This is a genomic window from Iodobacter sp. CM08 (genome assembly GCF_033446605.1).
Classification (GTDB): domain Bacteria; phylum Pseudomonadota; class Gammaproteobacteria; order Burkholderiales; family Chitinibacteraceae; genus Iodobacter.
In genome coordinates this window covers 16,336-36,689 of the sequence record NZ_JAWQUO010000013.1, presented here as the reverse complement: position 1 = coordinate 36,689, position 20,354 = coordinate 16,336, and the positions used below count along the sequence as shown (strand labels likewise).

13 protein-coding genes are annotated in these 20,354 nt (G+C 48.7%); 4 read left to right on the top strand and 9 right to left on the bottom strand.

All coding sequences use genetic code 11. The features are described 5' to 3' along the window. Nucleotides 1-4 precede the first annotated feature (4 nt). The 6 genes from gntK to ppc all read right to left on the bottom strand — a co-directional run bounded on the left by gntK (nt 5) and on the right by ppc (nt 9,099). Complete coding sequence (gene gntK, locus R6242_RS09065) at nt 5-541, bottom strand: gluconokinase (protein ID WP_318426147.1); 537 nt, start codon at nt 539-541, stop codon at nt 5-7. A gap of 397 nt (nt 542-938) precedes the next feature. After that, nucleotides 939-1,706 carry a TatD family hydrolase gene (locus R6242_RS09060; RefSeq protein WP_318426146.1) on the bottom strand — a complete coding sequence of 256 codons (768 nt, stop codon included), beginning with the start codon at nt 1,704-1,706 and terminating at the stop codon, nt 939-941. A gap of 117 nt (nt 1,707-1,823) precedes the next feature. Further along, nucleotides 1,824-2,837, bottom strand: coding sequence for a UDP-N-acetylmuramate dehydrogenase (gene murB, locus R6242_RS09055; protein ID WP_318426145.1), 1,014 nt, complete (start codon nt 2,835-2,837; stop codon nt 1,824-1,826). 124 nt (nt 2,838-2,961) lie between these two features. After that, nucleotides 2,962-4,824, bottom strand: a complete 1,863-nt coding sequence (locus R6242_RS09050) for a glycosyl hydrolase family 18 protein (RefSeq protein WP_318426144.1) — start codon at nt 4,822-4,824, stop codon at nt 2,962-2,964. 756 nt (nt 4,825-5,580) lie between these two features. Next, entirely contained in the window at nt 5,581-6,048 is a 468-nt protein-coding gene (locus R6242_RS09045; protein WP_318426143.1) for a hypothetical protein, read from the bottom strand. A 291-nt stretch (nt 6,049-6,339) separates the two neighbouring features. After that, the gene (gene ppc / locus R6242_RS09040) at nt 6,340-9,099 is read right to left on the bottom strand and encodes a phosphoenolpyruvate carboxylase (protein ID WP_318426142.1); all 2,760 of its coding nucleotides are present in this window, start codon (nt 9,097-9,099) and stop codon (nt 6,340-6,342) included. Nucleotides 9,100-9,505: 406 nt separating this feature from the next. Between ppc and R6242_RS09035 the strand changes: the two genes are divergently transcribed. Next, nucleotides 9,506-10,348, top strand: a complete 843-nt coding sequence (locus tag R6242_RS09035) for a PhzF family phenazine biosynthesis protein (protein ID WP_318426141.1) — start codon at nt 9,506-9,508, stop codon at nt 10,346-10,348. A gap of 570 nt (nt 10,349-10,918) precedes the next feature. Here R6242_RS09035 and R6242_RS09030 read toward each other — a convergent pair. The 3 genes from R6242_RS09030 to R6242_RS09020 form a co-directional block, all read right to left on the bottom strand. After that, nucleotides 10,919-14,737 (bottom strand): SIR2 family protein, encoded by a 3,819-nt coding sequence (locus R6242_RS09030; RefSeq protein WP_318426140.1) that lies wholly within the window; start codon nt 14,735-14,737, stop codon nt 10,919-10,921. A 110-nt stretch (nt 14,738-14,847) separates the two neighbouring features. Continuing rightward, complete coding sequence (locus R6242_RS09025; RefSeq protein ID WP_318426139.1) at nt 14,848-15,876, bottom strand: nuclease-related domain-containing protein; 1,029 nt, start codon at nt 15,874-15,876, stop codon at nt 14,848-14,850. A 414-nt stretch (nt 15,877-16,290) separates the two neighbouring features. Further along, entirely contained in the window at nt 16,291-16,455 is a 165-nt protein-coding gene (locus R6242_RS09020) for a hypothetical protein (RefSeq protein ID WP_318426138.1), read from the bottom strand. A 170-nt stretch (nt 16,456-16,625) separates the two neighbouring features. Between R6242_RS09020 and R6242_RS09015 the strand changes: the two genes are divergently transcribed. Genes R6242_RS09015 through R6242_RS09005 form a run of 3 tightly spaced genes read left to right on the top strand, consistent with a single transcriptional unit; the run spans nt 16,626 to nt 20,257 of the window. Then, on the top strand, nt 16,626-19,286 hold the full coding sequence (locus R6242_RS09015; protein ID WP_318426137.1) for a type VI secretion system Vgr family protein: 2,661 nt from the start codon (nt 16,626-16,628) through the stop codon (nt 19,284-19,286). After that, a complete protein-coding gene (locus R6242_RS09010; protein ID WP_318426136.1) occupies nt 19,283-20,056 on the top strand; it encodes a DUF4123 domain-containing protein in 774 nt (257 codons plus the stop codon). The genes R6242_RS09015 and R6242_RS09010 overlap by 4 nt, the downstream gene beginning before the upstream one ends. 48 nt (nt 20,057-20,104) lie before the next feature. Next, nucleotides 20,105-20,257: a hypothetical protein gene (locus R6242_RS09005; RefSeq protein ID WP_318426135.1), complete on the top strand. Its 153-nt coding sequence runs from the start codon at nt 20,105-20,107 to the stop codon at nt 20,255-20,257. Nucleotides 20,258-20,354 lie beyond the last annotated feature (97 nt).

Sequence of the window (20,354 nt, the reverse complement as noted above, 5' to 3'; positions counted from 1 at the left end):
TCTCTTACTCCTGAGCAGGGCGAATATGCTGCACGGCAGCGGCTACGACGTTTTCTAAGCTTTGGGCTATATCGATATGCGCCACATCCGGCTCATCCGCACCCGGCACTTCTAGTGTGGCAAATTGCGAAACCAGCATTTTTGGCTTTTGAAAATGACCGACACGCGCTTTTAAGCGCGATTCAATCAACTCAAAACTGCCGCTCAAATAAATAAAAGAGAGGTTTGGATTACCTTCACGCAAAATATCGCGGTAGGCTTTTTTTAGCGAAGAACACACAATCACCGAGGTAACTTGCGTGCGCTGCATGGCATAGGCTGCCGTGCTGAGTGCTTTTAACCAAGGCGCACGATCATCGTCATTTAATGGCTCACCTGAAGCCATCTTGTCGATATTGGCACGCGGGTGCAGAAAATCACCATCCAGAAAGCCACAGTCCAGCACGCGCGAAACTGCGCTCCCAACTGCAGACTTACCGCTGCCTGAAACGCCCATTACAACAAAAACTTGGTGTGGTGTAGCTTGATCGATCTGACTCATTGAATCGACTCCTGACTCGTTTTTATGTTTAATGTTACTGGTAACATTTTGTGACGACAGTATGTATCGCAATAAAAAAACTGCCAAGCAATAAATTTGTTGCAAATCAAAAAGGCTTAAAAAATAGAAACTTAGAGTGATGCTAAGACCACCAAGCCGTTGGCAAGCACTTTTCTGATTATGTCTCTTGCTCAATTTCATTATAAATATCGTAGGGCGGGTGAAACCCGCGTATTTCTTCAGCATGGCTCGCGGGTTTCACCCGCCCTACACATTCAAAAACCAAGCCTAACACTCAAGAAATTCATCTACACAGAGTCCATTGAGCAAGAGACATAATCAGGAACCCCTTTACTGACTTTGCTTAGGGTGATGTCCAAACAAGCCATAAATAGGTTTAGCCGCTAAGTAAACCTGGCAAAATGGCTCTAGCATTGGCCGAAGTAGCCGCAGCCAGCTCTGCAAGGCTAATACCGCGCAGCTCGGCCAGCACTTCCGCCATTTTGACTAGCTCAGCGGGCTGATTGCGTTGGTGATCTAGCCATGCAGGTGGAATATCAGGGGCATCGGTTTCCATCACCAGCGCTTCTAAAGGCAAATCACGGGCCAATTTGCGAATACGCTGCGAGCCAGAGTAAGTCATCGCCCCGCCAAAGCCGAGCTTAAACCCTAGCGAGATAAACACATCCGCCTGCTGTACGCTGCCATTAAAAGCATGGGCGATGCCGCCTTTGACTCGCCATTTACGCAGATATTTAAGCACTTGATCTTGGGCGCGACGTAAATGCAGCAGCACTGGCAAATCAAAATCACGGGCGAGTTTTAATTGCGCTTCAAAAATCTCTACCTGCCGATTGCTATCTAAGCTGGGCAGATAAAAATCGAGGCCAATTTCCCCCACCGCAACGGGCTGATGCTGCTGTAAATAATGCTGCAAGGTAAGTAAATGAGCGTCTTGGTGCACCGCCGTATAAATAGGATGCAGGCCAAAGGCTGGAAAACAACCATAACGATCACGCATGGTTAGCGCGTCCGCAAACGTGGCCTCGCTCACCGCTGGCACCACAATCTGGCCCACGCCCACGCGCCTAGCTGCCGCGACCACTTCATCACGGTCTGCGGCAAACTCAGGGGCATCTAGATGGCAATGGGTATCTATCCACATGGGAGTTTCCTTTTTGTACGACGGGCAATGCGATGCGTATGCAGACGCGTGGATGGGGCCAACGATACATCTGCACACCCACCCTACATTGTTATACCCCATGAGCCATGCGATACATCACCACCAGACGGGTTCGGCTTCTAGCTCTACGCCAAATTGCGCGCGCACATCGGCTTGTACGGCTTGGGTGAGCAGGGCTACGTCGTGCTGGGTTGCACCGCCATGGTTTACTAATACTAAAGCTTGTTTTTGATACATGCCCACTGGCCCGAGTTGACGGCCTTTCCAACCGGCCCGCTCGATCAGCCAGCCTGCGGCCAGCTTGTAATGCGCTGGGCCAGCAGGATAAGACACCAGCTCAGGATGCGCGGCCAATACGCTGGCGCGCAGCGTATTACTCACGATAGGGTTTTTAAAGAAGCTGCCCGCATTGCCGATCACGGCAGGATCAGGTAATTTGCGCTGGCGTACATTAATCACCGCCTGCGCTACCGCTTGGGCCGTGCGCTGCCCTAGCAGGTGTAGCTCTTGCTCAATATCACCGTAATTGGTTTTAAGGTTGGTGGTTTTTGGCAATCTAAATACCACTTCGGCAATCAGCCATTGATCCGCCTCAGCCTGCTTAAAGCAGCTATCCCGATAAGAAAATTGGCATTCTGCGGCGCTAAAAACCCGCGCCTGCCCGTCGCTAAGGCGATAGGCAGTTAGCTCAAACAGCGTGTCTTTGACTTCTACCCCATAAGCCCCAATATTTTGCACCGGTGCTGCACCTACTGTACCGGGAATCAGCGATAGGTTTTCTAGCCCTGCCCAGCCTTGCGCCAGTGTCCACTGCACAAACTCATGCCAATTTTCACCTGCGGTGGCGGCGATATACCAAGCGTCATCGTCTTCTTTTAATAAGCGCCGACCTTTTAACTCCACCGCAATCACTAGGGCATTAATTTCATCAGCCAATACCAAATTACTGCCACCACCCAAGATGCGCCAAGGCAAGGCTTTAAGCGCTGGATCAAGGCAAAGCTCGGCTAATTGTGCAGGATCTGTCAGCCGCAAAAAATGGCGGGCAATAGCAGGCAAACCCAGTGTATTGGCGTGTTGAAGGCTAAAATTAGACTGAATGGGTAACATGGTGGAGGCGTTTGATCAGGCAAAGGGGGGATTATCCCCTAGCTGGGCAAAAAAAACCCCCATGCCGAGGCATGAGGGTTAAAACTAGTAGCTTGCTAATCAACTAACTAGAATCTAAATCATCTTACTGGCGAACCTTGCTCATTGCACCCATCAAAGTACCAGCGCTATCGTCGCCATCCAAGGACCAGCTAAATGCGCCGCCCAAACCATTGGCTTTCACGTAATCAAGCTTGGTTTGGATCACATCCGTTGTATCGTAAGACCAGAATGTGCTGCCATCGTATTTCCAAGATTGCTTGGTGATTGGATGCACAAATACCGAGCCTGGCGCATCTTTAAGCACGCGGTAGTCTTCAATCCCTGCCTCGTACTTGCCCTTAGCTGGGCCAGTTGCCGATTGGTACAGGCCATTATTGATATTAGGAACGCCTGTCCAGCCACGGCCGTAGAAAGGAATACCTAATACAATTTTGCTAGCCGGAGCACCTGCAGCAATCAGGTTTTTGACGGCGCTATCAATATTATATTGCGCAGCTAAGCCTGGTTTTCCGGTCTTAGGATCAAGATAACGTGGGCTGGCTGGATCATTGTAAAGATGCGACTGGAAGTCTGTTGGGCCCTTAGCATCCCAACCGCCGTTAAAGTCGTAAGACATCAAGTTGATCCAATCGAGGTACTTGGTGTATTCACCAGGCTCGGTCATCGCAATCTTTTCTGCCCCTGCACCAATCGCTACAGTCAGGCCATACTTCTTACCTGTAGTTGCTGTCAGTGCTTCCAGCTGAGCGCGGAATTCTTTCAGCAACAGCGTGTTGTTTTGCTTATCGTTTGGAGAAACCGTGTTGGTGCCAATCCCTTGCACGCCTGGGTATTCCCAATCGATATCGATCCCATCAAACACGCCTGCAGCGCTGCCCTTACCACCGGCATTGGAGCCGCCATCGTAAGGAATATTGCCCTTGATGTAGACATCGATACAACTAGAAACCAGCTGCTTACGCAGTGCATCGGTAGAAGCCGCGTTAGAGAACCACTTAGACCAAGTCCAGCCGCCTAGGGAGATAAATACTTTTAGATTTGGGTTTTTGGCTTTCAGTTTTTTCAACTGATTAAAGTTACCTTTTAAGCCGCCCTTACCATCTTCACCCCAAACATCGCCCACGCCATCGACTGAATCGCTAGCGCCAAAGCCTTTTTGGAAATCAGCCCAGCCATCGCCGCCGTCCTGAGCGCCATTTTCTGCCTTAGTCACGATGCCACATTCGTAGCCGCCGTTTTTAGGGTAGAGATTACCGAAGGCATAGTTCAGGAAAGTCATCTTAGCCGCAGAGCCGCTAGTCTGAACATGTTTCACTAAATAACCACGATCATAAATGCCCCACTGAGCAAAGTATGAACCTACTTGCTTAGAGCCTGATGGCGGCGGAGTTGGTGTTGGTGTTGGAACTGGTGTTGGAACCGGTGTTGGTACCGGTGTTGGTACTGGTGTTGGTACTGGCGTTGGAGCCGGTGTTGGGCCAGTGCAAGCACCTAAATCTAGCCAAGGCTTACCTGCACCCACATTGGTCGTTGGGTCATCACCCTGAGTCCACCACTGTGCTTTGTAGTTACGGCCTTTATAGGTAACCGATTGGCCACCTGAATAAGCCGTGCTTGCTGTCCATGTTACATAGCAAGCCGATGGGGTTGGTGCTGGTGTTGGGCCTGGCGTTGGAACCGGTGTCGGCACGGGAGTTGGGGCTGGAGTTGGCACAGGCGTTGGGGCCGGTGTCGGTGTTCCGCCACTTTGTAGCGCCCAAGGGCCCCACTGTTCTGCGCCTGGTACATTGCCCTTGGTCCACCACTGAGCTTTGTAATCTTTACCGGCATAACTTACTACTTCGCCACCGTTATAGGTGGTTGCGGCATCCCATGCGGGTGCTGCAAAGGCTTGCATAACAATAAAGGCAGCAGGAATTGCTGCTAAACGACTGTAATTAGACATAAGGGAGTCTCCATCCTCTTAAATCGATTGGCGTTATTCACGCATCTCAACTGGTATTGCTGCTCTCCTACAGGTTGTCAATTCTATGAAAGCTTTACCTGTATTTGGGCTTCACCACGCCATTATTATTTGTAATTGGTCGTGACGGGATTCATTACTCACCATTCTATTTTTCTTGTCAAGCACTCAAGATCATCCAAAAGAATAAACCAATGGCATAAGTAGCAGTACTTATCTGGACAACTACAAAAGACCAAGCCACTACGCATGTTGCATCGCAATATTAACGATATAAAATATTAATATGCCTAGCAAATACAGGGATTATAAAAATAATGCACTGCAGCATTCAAAAAAACTTATGTAGCTAAGCAATCATAAAAAATGTAGTTTCCTTATAAAAATTACATAAATATTTCGCTGAACTGCTGCACGTTTAGCAACAAACGTATACATTAAACTACTGATATTTAAGACATTCTTTCCTGAAACATACAAAATTATTTCAAAAAATAAATATAAATCAAAGCCACAACCAGCTCATGCCAACGACAAGCAGCAGCACATTAGCCAAGGGATATTGGTATTAGCTACTTAAATAGATTGATGTTACAGAGAATAAAAAAAACCCTAGGCATGCGTACTAAGCTCGCTGCTTGTCTAATTACTACTGAGCGGGTTAGCCAACAATTGGCTCGCTGCGGGGTTTATAGCCGCTGATGTGTGTGGCCATCGCAAATCAAGCCAAAGTAAAAACTAAGGGCGGTTGCCCAGATTCCAGCGTGCGCAATACCACTTGGTTTGATCATTAGGTAGGCCCACCAAGACGCTGCCAAATTTGGAAAGATAACGCGGATAACTGCCTGCCAGCGGAACAAAGGCAAAACCCATAGCAGCTTCAATCTTTTTGCGCACGGTTTCAATTTGATCGGGGATCAGTGCCCCCACCATCAAGGCACCCGATGTAGGTAGGCTCACAAATACTTCACTCACCGTATTGCCGCCTAATTGCGCATTTTGCGCCTCAAACCACTCTGCCTCGCCCCATACCCGCAGCGGGTCGCCCATATACTGACGAAAATAGCTGCGCCACCAGTCATTAGACCATTCGCTACGGCAAGATAAAGCCGCCTCCATTTTTTCACCAAAATGCGTAGGCAGCTTACCCGCAGCGAATACAGGGCTAGCAAGGCAAAAGAGGATGAGCAATTGCAGCAGGCGCATAGACTAACTCAAAAAATATAGGGGCAGAGCATACTTTTCTAGGATGGATAAAACCAAATTCTAGCAACTTAACCGCAGTATGTTGAGCATCAAACCGGCATCAGTTTAGATCTCTCTATTGCAATTGCAACATCGTAGGGCGGGTGCAACCCGCGTTTTTTCAACATCGCTCGCGGGTTTCACCCGCCCTACAATTAATTTGATGCACAAAGGGCACAGCATGCTGTGCCCCTACAGAGATCAAATCAAGCCCATAACACGTAGGACACCCGCCCCTACGATGCTTTAAAATTAACCGCTATTACGCAAGCCTGCCGCAATACCATTAATGGTTAAATGCACCGCGTGCTGCACTTCTTCACTGGCCTCGCCACTACGCAAGCGCTTTAATAGCTCGACTTGCAAGTGATTAAGCGGATCAAGATAAGGCAAGCGATTATCCAAACTACGCGCCAGCTTTGGGTTATCTGCCAGTAATTCGCCATGCTTAGAAATAGCTTGCACTGCATCTACGCTGCGCTGCCATTCTGCCTTGATCCGGCCAAAAATACGCTGTGCCAGCTCTTTATCCTGTACTAATTCTGCATAGCGTGCGGCAATGGCAATATCGGATTTTGCCAACACCATATCCATATTCGAGATAGTGGAGTTGAAAAATGGCCAATCACGATATAACTGTTGCAACAGCGCCAAGCCCTCATCCCCCGCTTCTTTTAGATAATCGCTAATTGCCGTACCAAAACCATACCAGCCCGGCAGCATTAAGCGGCACTGACTCCAAGAAAACACCCAAGGAATCGCCCGTAAATCGCCAATACTATTGGTGCTTTTACGCGCAGCGGGCCGTGAGCCGATATTAAGATTAGGAATCTCATTAATCGGCGTGGCTTCGCGGAAGTAGGTAATAAAATCAGGCGTGGCGTAAACCAAATCACGATAAGCCTGATAAGCAATCAAGCTGAGTTTTTCCATCAGCTGACGGCGTTCCAGCATATCATTTAATGGTGGTGACTCTTCTGGAAAGCTGGCTTCTAGGGTTGCCGAAATCAAGATTTCTAAATTACGACGGCCTACTTCGCGGTCGGCATACTTTGCTGTAATCACTTCACCCTGTTCGGTAATCCTAATCTGGCCATTTACCGAGCCTGCAGGCTGGGCCAAGATCGCATCAAAAGCAGGGCCACCACCACGGCCAACCGTACCGCCACGGCCATGGAACAGGCGCATCTTAAAGTTAGCCGCTTTAAAGACTTCAACTAAAGTCAGCTCAGCCTTATAGAGTTCCCAATTAGAAGTAAGATAACCACCGTCTTTATTTGAATCCGAATAGCCCAGCATCACTTCTTGCACATTATCCCGACAGGATAAAAGCTTGCGCCACTGCGGAATATTAAATAGCTCGGTCATGATTTTGCCAGCGCTGCGCAAATCAGGAATAGTTTCAAACAAAGGAATAATATTAATTTTAGAAACTAGCTTAGGCGCTAATTGCACCAAGCCTACTTCCTTCATCAGCACCGCCACTTCCAACATATCCGAAACCGAATCGCAGTTAGAGATAATGTAATTGGGCAGTACCGATGCGCCATAGCGTGCTTGCATTTCAGCTGCGGCACGATAAATATCCAGCTCTTTTTGCACATCTTCGCTGTATTCAACGTACGCAGAGGCTAAAGGCCGTGCACTTGATAGCTCGCGCAGCAGTACCACACGGCGCGATGCCTCATCCAAACGCATATATTCTTCTAAGCCTGCGTGGGCAAATAGCTCAGACATCACTTTTTCATGCGTACCAGAAAACTGGCGCATATCCAGTGGGGCTAAATAAAAGCCAAACACCGATACCGCACGCTGTAAGCGGCGTAAGCGCCCGCCCGCCAAGAGTGCCGCACCATGCGCTTTAAGCGAAGTGGCAATCGTGGCTAAGTCACTCAGTAATTCTTCAGCATTTTGATACTCGGCCGCATTCGCCACATCGTGCAGCTGATGATGGAAAGTACCGATTTTTACTGCCGTAGCAAAGATTCTGGCCCGCACGGCCGACACCGCCAAGCGATAAGGCTCTTCTGATTTACGATCTTTCTCATCTGTGGCCAAATTGGCTAGCTTTTGCAGCTCTGCATCTACCGCCACAATGCGGGTCGACATAGGCAATTCATTTTCTAGCTTCATGCACTGCTGGTAGTAATGATCTAGCGCAATCCCCGCCTGACGGGATACCGCATAGCGCAGCACGTCTCCAGTTACAAAAGGATTACCGTCTCTATCACCACCAATCCAGCTACCCACTTGAACAAAATTAGGCAGCGCAACAGGCAGCTGGCAGAGTGCCGCCAGCTTGTCTTCTAAATCTAAATAAAGGCGCGGTAGTTCGTGTAAGAAGGTATTGCGGAAATAAGCCGCACCGTTTTCAATCTCATCTTGCACGGTCAGTTTAAAAGTACGAATTTCCCGTGTTTGCCACATCGCCAACAACACCCGCTCTAAAGCGGCTTGATTATCCGCGAGCTCTTCTGGGGTCATCGCAAAGCGATCGCGCTCGGCCAGCAGCTCGGCCACGGCACGATGCGAATCCAGCACGGTTTTGCGCTTAACTTCAGTAGGGTGAGCGGTGAGCACAGGAGCGATTAAGCTTTCACCCAGCATGCTAATAATGTCGGTAGCCTTAACGCCTCTTGCAGTAAGGCTATTAATCGCTGCCGCAATACTACCGCGTTGGGGTGCAGAACCTGCGATCTTGTGTGCGCGACGGCGGCGGTTATGGTGTAAGTCCTCTGCTATATTAGATAGATGAGAGAAATAACCAAAACCACGCACCAAGGCCACGGTAGAAGCGGGGTCTAAATCAGCCAGCGATTTGGCCAAGGTAATACCCGCCTCTGGATTGCTCTCTTGCACATAAGACAGAGCGAGCGCACGGATGGACTCAATCTGCTCAGCAGTAGCAACACCCGCTTGCTCCCTTATGGTTGCAGCGAGAAGTTCGGCGAGTAATTCAAGATCCCGTTTGAGGGGAAGGTCTTTATCGGCAATCGTTTCGAGTACGGGCATAGCAATCCAGTTCATTGATTGAATCGGGCAAACACGATTCATTCTAACAAGAAGCTGTGGTTTTCACGGATAGATATTTATAAATAAATATGTAATACAAATGCACAGACTACATTTCAAATAGATGTTTGATCTATAAGGATATATGTAAAAAGGGTAAATAAAAAATGTAAGCAAAGTGTGGTTTTTATGAAGATTGTTAACAAATATCCATTCAATACCCACTTAAATAATCCATAAAAACCAAAGTGTAAACATTTACACCCATTGCAATTATTTGCCAATAGTCAGCATTTTACCCAACAATGCAAACAAAAAAGTAAGCACATAAAATAAAAAAGAAAGATATGAGAAAGTTTAAATTAAACTTAAAACAAACATGCACCACTCACCAAGGTCTAAAACAATGACGTCTTACCCCTTCCACCTTATTAATATGTTTGCAGAACGCCGCTTAGGTGGAAACCCAGTGGTGGTCTTTACCACCGCCGAAATGCCTGATGAACAAACTAGGCAAACGCTTGCTTATCAAATGGCCGTGGCTGAAACCGCCTTTATCAGCGATGACGATACCCTAGTCCACGTTCACTCCCCCCAATACGCGCTGCCCTTCTCTTGCCAAGCCTTACTTTCCACCGCTGAAGCTACCCACCCCAATGAAATAGGCCTAGCCGCGCAAGTATTTAAAACGCATTTAGGAGAAGCATGGCTACTACGCCAAGCAGATCGCTGGTGGAGCCAAATGAGCACGCCGCATACAAGGCAATCCATCCACAGCGTAATAGAAATCGCCGAAGCGCTGGCGCTTAATCCCAAAGATATTGTTGGCAGGCCATTATTTGTGGATTGCGGCTTAGAGCAGCTGATTGTGCAAGTTAAATCGCAACAATCCGTCTTACAAGCCAATCCACAGCCACAAGGCTTAGCCAAGCTAGCCGAATCCAGCAAAAACCTACCCCAAGCCGCCGTATGGTGCCGAGACGACAACCTGATCACGCTGCGCTTTTTCTCCTGTGATGCATTCACCGTTTATGAGGATTTTGGCTCCGGCACCGGCGCCGCCAATATCGCAGGCTGGCTACTCGCCTCCGGCCAAAGCGCCCCCTTCTCGCTACGCATAGAGCAAGGCCACACCATCCACAGACTAGTATCCCGCCTCAGCGTGATCTTGGTAGAAGTAGACGAAAACCGCGTCATCCGCGTAGGCGGCAACGCACACCGTGTGGGTGGCGGGGTGATTGAGCTGTGATGTGGGGGTAGCAGCCCCTGCTGGGAATGCCGAGCCAAGCAAGATGCTGATGCCTTAGTTACATGATTTTTAAAAAGAAACCAGCATAAAATTGCACGGTCATTACGCCAAAATATGCGGTTAGAAAAGCATTGGTATTTCAGCGGTAAAATAGGGAAAAGCAGCCAGCTGCTTGATACGCATCAATATTGCAGCGCAGCATAAGGAGGATGTTGGCGGGCTGACTTATCTCTCTTGGAAAAACCATGTCCTTTCATGAAACAGACCATCTAGCCCGCACCCAACACATCATCCCGCAGCAACCCATCTGGATTCAACTTTGGCTGGAATACTTAGATGGTGACGAGGCATAGCATTAAAGCAGCAATATCGCTGTGGCGATCTGCCGAGCCTAGCTGGTGAATACGGGTTTGTATCGGGTGTGCAAATCATTTCTCTTACATACCACGCTCAACGCCAGCGCAGCAAAACCAAAGCCCTAAATCCTTCCAACTGGTGATTTTTCCTTGAAAGCGCCAGCAATACGTATTGCTGACGCAGAAAGCCCGGCCTTCACCAATGAAAATAAATCTAGCTTCGTTCAACCAAATCGATAAGACGCAAATAACGAGGATCTGAAGTCAGGTCAGGTTTAACTTCTACAATGTGTGCAAGCACCCCCCGTAACTCGTACGGCAGTCGGGGAAGAGCCTGCGGTATCACTCTATTTAACAAATCAAGTGTCGTTTCAGGAAATAGGATGGCAATCGACTTTTGATTACCGCCTTCATCGATCAGCTGGTAGAGCAGAAGATCATCGGTATCAACAGCTACCAAGAACTTTTTTACCGCCTCGTACACAGCAGGAAAATGATCGCCTGCGTCATCCAAGAGACCAAACCACGCAATCACCGATGTGGAGGTCAAGAATCGACGTTCTCTCGGCCAACCCTCATTAATTAAGGGGATCACGTGTTGTTCCCAACCATTCTCGTTTCTCCACCCAACGTAACCTAACCACGAAATAAAGCTGTTCCGAGTGCTATCAGACATCGCTCGAAGGACCGAGCGCATTTCGCCTCCTGAAAGACCGCTTGGCTCATCAGAGTGAAATACCCGCATGTCGCCTAACCATTCAGCAGCCACCCTCGAGAGATCGCGCCCCCACGAAACCCTTTCGATCCACGGACATAGACGAAGCAGGAGAGGCTTGATAGCTTCTATCAGCAGAGGCTCAGGCAACTTACCGCTTTGAAGAAACCCATTCCATGCTGGTTCCGCAGCTGGATGTTCAAAATCCAACATTGGAATGAGATGTTCCTTGGTCCAAGCAGGATCAACATACATGAGCCGGTTCAACTGACGGCTTGCTATCGCTACCGCATGATCTGAGCCTTCACCCGGCGCCAAAAATAGGCGTTCAATACGAGACTTGATGCGGTCTGGGACTCGTGCCCCCTCCTCCTGTGTCTCTCCGAGCACAACGTGGAAAAGGGCCACCATGCACATGCCGACTGGGCCGTTCAAAGCATGGTCAACGGTGCGCCGCGACCTTTGAATGATATTTCCAGTATATTTAGTTTCGCCAAGAGCGCTCTGTGCGACATTTTCACCACCACTGAAGATACCATCAACGATGTGATCGTAGACAGCCCAGCCAAGGTCATCATTAAACTGAAGGATCGTAACCAAGTTCTGTTCGAGCCACCTCCCCAAGGTATTGCACAGTTCGGCGATAACCGAATAAGGAAGCCGCGCAACTCGGTGCAAGAATGCACGTCTTAACCTAGGCGAAATATCCACTGGAAGGTCATTGATCATGGACGACCATAAGGCCTCTGGATAGTTGCCTGCCTTGCCTGCAACAGTCAGCGCAGATAACGCCTTTCGCGGGTAATCTTTCACCAAACCAGTGAAAGGACATTTCTCCGTGAAGCTGCCAAAATCCCGAGCGTGCTCTTCCGTTGCTCTAGAAACTATTTCGTTGGCAGGAAGGCCCAAGATTACCTCTGGGTTTTCATCTGCACGAACCAAACCTACTCTTGAGCCCAACTTGGTCACTACCGATGTCGCCCAACCGTCGTTCCACCCAGAAATGCCCTTGATCATTTCAGTAAGCCGTTCACTACGATCAAACAAAAATTCACACCCCTGTAATTTAAGATACTGGGCATACCTTGCTGCGAACTCATCGCGCAACCTTGGAAACTCTTCTTCAGACCAGTTAGAGCGTTGATCAGGGCCAGTCAAAATGCGGTCAGTAAGTTTATTTCGGCCCTCTAAAGAGAACTGACCCCATCGATCCACCAGTAGGAAAAGAAGCTCTCGAACTACCCCCCTATCCCAGAATATCTCCTGATCAAGGGACAAAACCTGTTCGGCAACATGGTCGGCATCGAAGACATCTACTTTGCTGAACGCATACAGCTTGAGCTTCCGGAAGAAGAACTGATCTGTCACGGGCCAAATCGTTGCATGTGCCTGCGCCAGTTTTGGCATCGTGGCGGCCAGGCGGTCAAAAAGTTGGACGAACCAAGGCAGAGCCTCAGCTGTTTTCTCAATGTATTCTCTTCCGTCCACCTCGCGCCCCGGATATAAGGTCGGTGTACGGAAGTAAACAGTCACAATATCCCCAAGTAAGCCTGAGGCGACCATTAGTTGGTCCTCTAGAATGCCCAATATCTGAGGTAACAGATCGTCAGGGATATGTAAATCCTCCCTATGCCGCTCAAGGAATACAACATCCCACTGCCCTAGGCTGTTGAAAAGAACTTTATCCCAAGACAAGCACGGTGGTCTGGACTGCTCCAAGCCAAACGGTGACTTAATTTCCAATCTCGGAGTCGAAACCCTCCGGAATTCTCGTAAAACGCCAGCAGTCCATCCCTCTACCTTGATGCGTTTCTTCAAAGCAGACCAGTCGTTTATCCTCTGGCGATTGCAAGGGTTTCGATGGTGTTCAAGAATGAGATTCCAAATATGTCTAGCTCGCTCATGGAGTACCTCCGAATTCGCAACTTGCCGCTCGATCTCCTCCAGCAGCTTCGGATGTAGTCTGTTCTGCCGAATCGCCCACCAGGCCAGTACTGGGCTATCGATAGACTTGCTAATCCAGGAGATGAGATACCAGAGCCTTTTGGGTACTTTCTCGAAGCACTCCGCAACCCGATGAAAATCATTCGGGCTATCATCTTCGTCACCCCAGACAAGGAGATTATGATTGCCGATACCATGCTTACGTCCACCCTCAATAATACCGCCCAAATCATCATCCAGCCCATATGCGACCTTAGGATCGAAGGTTTCTGCATCATCACCATAGCCGCGGCTCTGCATAGCTGACCGGATGTTTGCATCCATTACGCACACCCATTCTGGATGAGGAATCGGATCAGCCTCCGAGAATAATTTCGCCCCCTGCACGGTGCGAAGGACATGGGCTACTTGCCCACGTTCATAAGGGGCCAGATCCTTCGGGTCCTGCTGGCTTTTAGCGATTATGGATGCACGCCACTTGCGCAGATCATCGGCCCGGTCTGCCCAAGCTTCCATGCTATTCCACAACAACGAATGATCGGAATAGGCTATGGCTGTGACACCACGGTCACGCCACTTGGCTTCGATATCTTCCGGAAGCCCCCAGTCAAAGGCATAGAGTCTAGACCGATCATACTTGCCGTCATGATTAAGACCCTGAAGAAGATATTTAACAGGAGGATCTTCTGCCTGATAGCCAACTAAAACGACGGTATATCGTTCGAGAAGATGCCTAATGAAATTGGTAGCCCATCCTTCCGAAAGGTAGGCACGTCCAAAGTCCGCGCTACTCAGTACATAGGGATGGCTTTCAGAGACAACATCAACCAGTCGCCCGTGTAGGTACGTGATCCCTTCAATATTCGCTCCAAAGTTAAGATCAGGGAAAACAGGCGGCACATGCCGCTTTAGATGCTCTCCGTTCTCTCCTAGCTCGAACAATCGATCAAAGTTCGTCGTAACAATCTGCGGCACACCACTCTGACTCGAAGAGATCCGCTTAATCAAGGCATGCTTACACCCAAAATTATTGCCTTCTTGGCGAATACTTAACCTCTCCGTGACCAGAGCATTAACCTCATCTTTGCCGTACTCAAGGTGAAGCAAGTTGAAAATCTGGTCGAGAGGGACATTCGCTGCAGATTGATCGGCATTCGCTGTAGCGTCCTTGTTATCCCATGGCTGAAATGCGACCATGATCTCCGAATCAGCGGGCGGATCAAAAAAATTAATTACACCCTTTGTCAAATCGATAAAAGTTGGCATCCCTGATGGCAATGAAACCCCAGCGCCGCACAAAAAAACGACACGGCCTGCATCACTTTTTTCTAAGAGACTATCAGGTATAGAAGGACCGTCGGAATGGAATCTCATAAGCTCAACTTAGCAATGCTGTTCATGTATCAAGACCCAATTGATGGGCAGCCCTATCTAGCAATAGTTCTACAAATACTTAATCACTAATATTCCGGAGCTAGATATCTCTACGCAATTAACCCCTCAGGCCAAATAAAGTAAGCACCAAATCTAGGACTAAACTTGGCTTCGCCACCGGCTACTTTCCCTTGATCCGTTATTTTTTGTTTGCCATCTACAATTTCTACAAAGCCCTTCTCAAGCAATTTATCAATTAATTCCTGAGTATTTTTAAGCCCAAGTTTTGCTGCCAGTTTAGAGCTAGTGAGTTTTGTTGTTTCTTCTACCGCAATTGCTACCGTCACCAATTCTGGCTGCGGCATAAGCGCCTGCTCTTCAGGCTGTTGAACGATGGAAACTTCAGCAGGCTCTTTGATGCCAAACTTTGCTTTGTAATCAGGCTTTAATGGGCGGTGCTGGCTTGCAAATAATTCGGCTATTTCCATTACTGTTTCTGGGCTAACTATTTTGGCTAGGCTACTAAAAATAGTCCCAATACTTGCATTATCACCATTTGTCTTAGTTACCCATTCCAGAATTTTCTCAGCCTTAATAATATTTTTGGTATCTAATTTTTTAGGACGGGTAATGCGTTGTTTATTGCTAACCATTACCACGCTGGTAAAGCTTGGCATTAAGGTAAGGCCAAGGCGTTTAGGTAGAGGCAGTGTTTTGCTGAGCGCTTTTAATACTTCGATATGCTTTTCATTTTGCGCTAGCGGGCTGGGGATGCCGATTGGCTTTTTGTTATACCAAGCCGTAAATTCGCCCAGCTCATTAATTTGTAAATCTGCACTAAAATTTTTGGTTTCAATAACAAATACATCCAGCAAACGATTGATCAAAAGATGATCAATTTGTGCTACTCGGCCATTGTGTTCAATGCGCAGGTCATGAATCACAGCCCATCTTTTTGCATCTTTTAAATAGAAATTAATTTCATATTCGCTATTCTGCTCACCCAGCATGCCTTGCTTGAGCATATAAATTTCTTTGTTAATTAATTCGCGCTGATTTGCGCTGAGGTTTGCTTGGGCAAGCAGAGCATTAAGCTCGTCAAGCTGTGCTTGTTTTGAATCGGGGGATTTTAGGATCATTGCAGCCAAACATAGGTCAAGACAGATATGTAAGCATAACGCAATTTTTAACAACATACAGCATACGAAATAGCTAAGTAAAAAAAATACATTTCGTAAGCAATTAACCAGCACATCTAAGCTCTGGTTATTTTATCTATTCAAATCATTTAACAAGCGGTAATACTCGTCAATGTGATCAGTACCCCGTATCGACACAGCTTTAGCTGCGGCTTCCCTCTTTTTAAAAAGTAGATTGAGAGGAATTTGGCTTTGTTTAGCGCCTTTTTATAAAGATATACAGTAGCAAATCCCCCCTAGCCCCCCTTTTTCAAAGAGGGGAACAAGTACATCAAACTTATGTAGACACTTATGGGTCGATTGATGGCTAGCACTGCTTATTAAACAGTGCCAGCTCAATTTAATTGCAGGCAATCAACTCCGGCAGGTGTGCCAAGGCACGGCGGGGCTGCCGGTCCAGGATTGGCCTTCGGGGATGGTTTCGCCTTTTACCACCAGCGTGAGTGGGCCAAGGCGGCGCAGTGATTGAGCTTTGATGCAAGGGGGGGGGGCGCAGCAAAACTGAGGGCTACTAAACATGGGCACAATGCCTTCCACATTTGGTGCCAACCTTTAAACCCCAAGTAAGTGGCACACCTTACAATAACTGATTTTGTTCATAGTTACATCGTACAACTATCGAAATCATGGGGTGGAAAATATACAGCTTCGTGTAATATATAAATATTCCTGTAAGCACTTGGTTTAACATGACATTCGATCTACTTGCCTCGTTCGCCGCTGCCTTTAATCAGGACAATCGTCTTATTACACTTCAGCTGGGTGATGGTGCCGCGTGGGGCGAGCAGCTTCTGCCGCAGCGGGTAATGGGTAGCGAGGGGATCAACCAAGCTTATCGCTACCAGATAGATTGCCTATCGCCTGATGGCGCTTTAGAACTCAAATCGCTACTAGGCTTGCCGATAGTTTTGTCTATCCAAAATGCCAATGGCGATGCGATTGAGCGTTGTGGGGTGGTTAGTCAGGTGAGGCTTTTAGGCTCTGATGGGGGCTTCGCCAAATACTCGCTCAGCATAGAACCGCCATTTGCTCTGCTTAGATATCGCCGTACTTCTCGCGTGTTTCAAGACATCAGCGTGCCTGATATCGTTAAACAAGTTTTAGCCGAGCACCAAGATCAAAACCCCGTGTTTGCCGCTGTGCAAGCTCTAGAGTTCAAGCTATCGGGCGATCATTTACCACGCTCCTACTGCCTACAGTACCGAGAATCAGACTTTGATTTCTTAGTGCGATTAATGTTTGAGGAAGGACTTTCATTCCGCTTTGAACATTTGCCAGGCGATTCGCCACAAGTACAGCTAACTGTATTTGATGACGCTTACGCCTTGCCAGAAGCGGCAGAGCGACGGGTGCGCTTCCATAGAGCAGCTGCTACGGAAGAATCAGATGCGCTTACAGCATGGCAAACTCAGCGCCAGATTGGCAGCAGCTCTGTTTCTTTAGCCAGTTTCGATTACAAAGCAAGCAGTACCATAAATAGTGCCGAGGATAGCGCCGTAGATCAGGGGCATGGTGGGCAGCAGATTCAGGCTAGCCTTGAAGATTACGACCCACAGGGCTTGTATTACGCCTCAGATTCAGAAGGCTTAAGCCGCTATGCTCAGCTGCGCCAGCAAGCCTCAGACGCTAAAAAGAAATCCTTTACAGGGTCTGGCACGCTGCGCTCTTTACAAGCTGGGCAGTGGTTCCAGCTAGAAGATCACCCCGCGCATGAATGGGACAGTGCAGAGCAAAGGGAATTTGCGATTACGGGGCTTACGTTCACCGCAAACAACAACCTGCCAGCAGATTTAAGCCAGCAGCTACTGATGGTTGCCCCCAGTTTACTAGCAGTTTCAGAAGTAAAGGGGGCAGGTGCGCCCCCTCCTTATCAAGTCGATTTTACCGCCCAAAGGCGCGGCCAGCCGCTCACTGCTGCGTTTGCTCATGAAGCGCTGAGCAGACCCCAAAGCCCAGGCTTACAAACCGCCACCGTAGTTGGCCCTGCCGGATCAGAAGTGCATACCGACGAGCTGGGCCGCATAAAAGTACAATTTCACTGGCAGCGTGCCGCCGAACACCCCGAGTTTGGCGCAAATATGGACGACAAATCATCCTGCTGGATCCGCGTCGCCACGCCATCGGCAGGCGCGGGCTTTGGCCATCAGTTTATCCCTAGGGTGGGTCAGGAGGTGACTGTCAGCTTTTTAGGAGGTGACATTGACCGCCCTGTTGTCACTGGCGTGGTCTACAACGGTAGCCATCCAGTGCCCGCGTTCAGCGGCGCAGGCGCTCTGCCTGCCAATAAAACACTATCGGGCATCAAAACCAAAGAGCATGAGGGTGGCCAATACGGCGAGCTGCTATTTGACGATACTAAGGGCGAAGTACGCACTAAATTATCTAGCGAGCACGGTAAAACCCAGCTCAACCTTGGCTACTTAATCCACCCGCGTACCGATGGCAAAGGCGAAGCACGCGGCGAAGGCTTTGAGCTGCGCAGCGATAATCAAGGCGCAATTAGAGCCAACGGCCTACTCATCAGCACCGAAGCCAAAAGCGGCGCAAGCGGCAAGCAGCTCGACCACAGCCCCGCGCAAAGCCAGCTAGAAGCCGCCCTCGCCTTAGCCCAAAGCCTAGGCGAAACAGCAACGCACCAACTCGCCGACAGCATAGAAACCGGCGAAGATGATCAAACCATCAAGCCAGACAATAGCGCAGGCGACAAGAAGACCACCGGCCATCTGCACCACCACGTACACGCCAGCAAAAGCTTTGCAGCGGGTAGCAACACCGATAAAGATGGCAAGAGTAAATCCAAAGACCAAGCGGGCCAACAAAAAATCATCCTACTACACGGGGAAGACGGGGTGGCCATTACCAGCCCGCAAAGCCAAACACTGGCCGCAGGCACCAACCTAGATTTAGTCGCCCAAAGAGACAGCAACCAAACCTCCGGCCGCCGCTGGATTCATAATGTGGGATCACACATCAGCCTATTTGTGGCGGGCGTAAAAGACAAAGTCGCTCTAAAACTGATCGCCGCCAAAGGCAAGATCCAGCTGCAAGCGCAAAGCGACGATATTGAAATCACCGGCGATAAAGATTTAAAAATCACCGCCTGCAAAGAAAGCCTGCATATTGTCGCTAAAGATGAAATCCTACTCACGGCAGGTGGCGGCTATATCCGGCTAAAAGGCGGCAATATTGATATCCATTGCCCTGGATCGGTCACGGTGAAAGGCGCAAATCATGATGTGAGTGGGCCAGCGCAAATGAATCCGCCTTTGCCGCAGTTCCCTAATTCAATTTGCAAATCCTGCATGCTAAAAGCAAAAGATGCGGGTAGCCCTTTTGCGAGCAAAACATGATGATTGATCTTTATCCGCAACAAACGGCCCAAGTTTTAATGCAGTGGCTAGAGCCAAACTTAAATACCGAAACTCAGCTGTATGCATTACTTGATCACAGCTTTGACCCAAAACTGCTGCGCAAAATGAAGGAGCAGATTAGCTATGCGGCTTTGTATCAGGATCAAGGAGGGGACGTGGAAGTCTCGCCCTTGCTCTGCATGCTGGATACGCAAAGCGAATTGCAGGCACAGATTGAGCTGTTACTACAGATCACGGCTGGGCAGCCCATGCTGAGTTTTTGGCTTAGCCCGTTGGATAGAGAGGCCATTTTTAGCCATTTTGCCAATTATTTTGATGTGACTCTGTTGCCAGAAAATATAAGCATGGTCTTGCGTTATGCCGATACACGCATTTTACCCAATCTGCTGGCTACCTTTAACCCAGAGCAAAGCGCCCTATTTTTACGCCCCTTTGTACAAATGGCTTATTTTGATCGCGCAGCTAAACCTGTATTTGTAAATGGCAGTCAGCAGCAGCAGATTGCGGATAGCCCCCTGATCTTAACTGAGCAACAATTTAATCAAATGATGGATCACTCCCTGCCTGATCAAGTATTGCAGCAGATCTATCGCGATAAATTGCAGACGCTACTGCCTGCACAAGCGTCGCAGGCCTATCTCAAGGTAAGCTATGAGTGTGTGGCGGCAAGGGCAGAAGGCTTAGCTGAGTTTGCCGAAGTGGCATCTTATTGCACGGCACGTTTACAAGAGAGCGGGCCTTTATCTTAAAAAACAGGGCATATCCATGATCTGAGTACGCTGTAATAGGAAATAACTGTGTTTAAAAAGTATCTATGCATCTTGTTCATCCCATTATTGTTTGCCTGCCAAAAAGAGCCCTCATCTGATGACGCCGCCGTAGCGGCAGTGCCTGCTGATAGCGTAACGGTGTCGGTGGATCAGGTGAATTACAACGCCGATTTGGACTAGGTGGCTGTGGCAATGCGATAGTCGTCCGTGACGGCGATGCCGCCGCAGTAGTCTACTCCCGAGAAAAACCGTCCGTTTGTTATTACCCTACTTGTTC

Bases quoted from the DNA above. Each gene is read 5' to 3' on its own strand.
- murB (WP_318426145.1), bottom strand. From the start codon at position 2,837: ATGTTACCCATTCAGTCTAATTTTAGCCTTCAACACGCCAATACACTG.
- ppc (WP_318426142.1), bottom strand. From the start codon at position 9,099: ATGCCCGTACTCGAAACGATTGCCGATAAAGACCTTCCCCTCAAACGG.
- R6242_RS09010 (WP_318426136.1), top strand. From the start codon at position 19,283: ATGATGATTGATCTTTATCCGCAACAAACGGCCCAAGTTTTAATGCAG.
- R6242_RS09045 (WP_318426143.1), bottom strand. From the start codon at position 6,048: ATGCGCCTGCTGCAATTGCTCATCCTCTTTTGCCTTGCTAGCCCTGTA.
- R6242_RS09060 (WP_318426146.1), bottom strand. From the start codon at position 1,706: ATGTGGATAGATACCCATTGCCATCTAGATGCCCCTGAGTTTGCCGCA.
- R6242_RS09050 (WP_318426144.1), bottom strand. From the start codon at position 4,824: ATGTCTAATTACAGTCGTTTAGCAGCAATTCCTGCTGCCTTTATTGTT.
- gntK (WP_318426147.1), bottom strand. From the start codon at position 541: ATGAGTCAGATCGATCAAGCTACACCACACCAAGTTTTTGTTGTAATG.
- R6242_RS09030 (WP_318426140.1), bottom strand. From the start codon at position 14,737: ATGAGATTCCATTCCGACGGTCCTTCTATACCTGATAGTCTCTTAGAA.
- R6242_RS09020 (WP_318426138.1), bottom strand. From the start codon at position 16,455: ATGTTTAGTAGCCCTCAGTTTTGCTGCGCCCCCCCCCCTTGCATCAAA.
- R6242_RS09025 (WP_318426139.1), bottom strand. From the start codon at position 15,876: ATGATCCTAAAATCCCCCGATTCAAAACAAGCACAGCTTGACGAGCTT.
- R6242_RS09035 (WP_318426141.1), top strand. From the start codon at position 9,506: ATGACGTCTTACCCCTTCCACCTTATTAATATGTTTGCAGAACGCCGC.
- R6242_RS09015 (WP_318426137.1), top strand. From the start codon at position 16,626: ATGACATTCGATCTACTTGCCTCGTTCGCCGCTGCCTTTAATCAGGAC.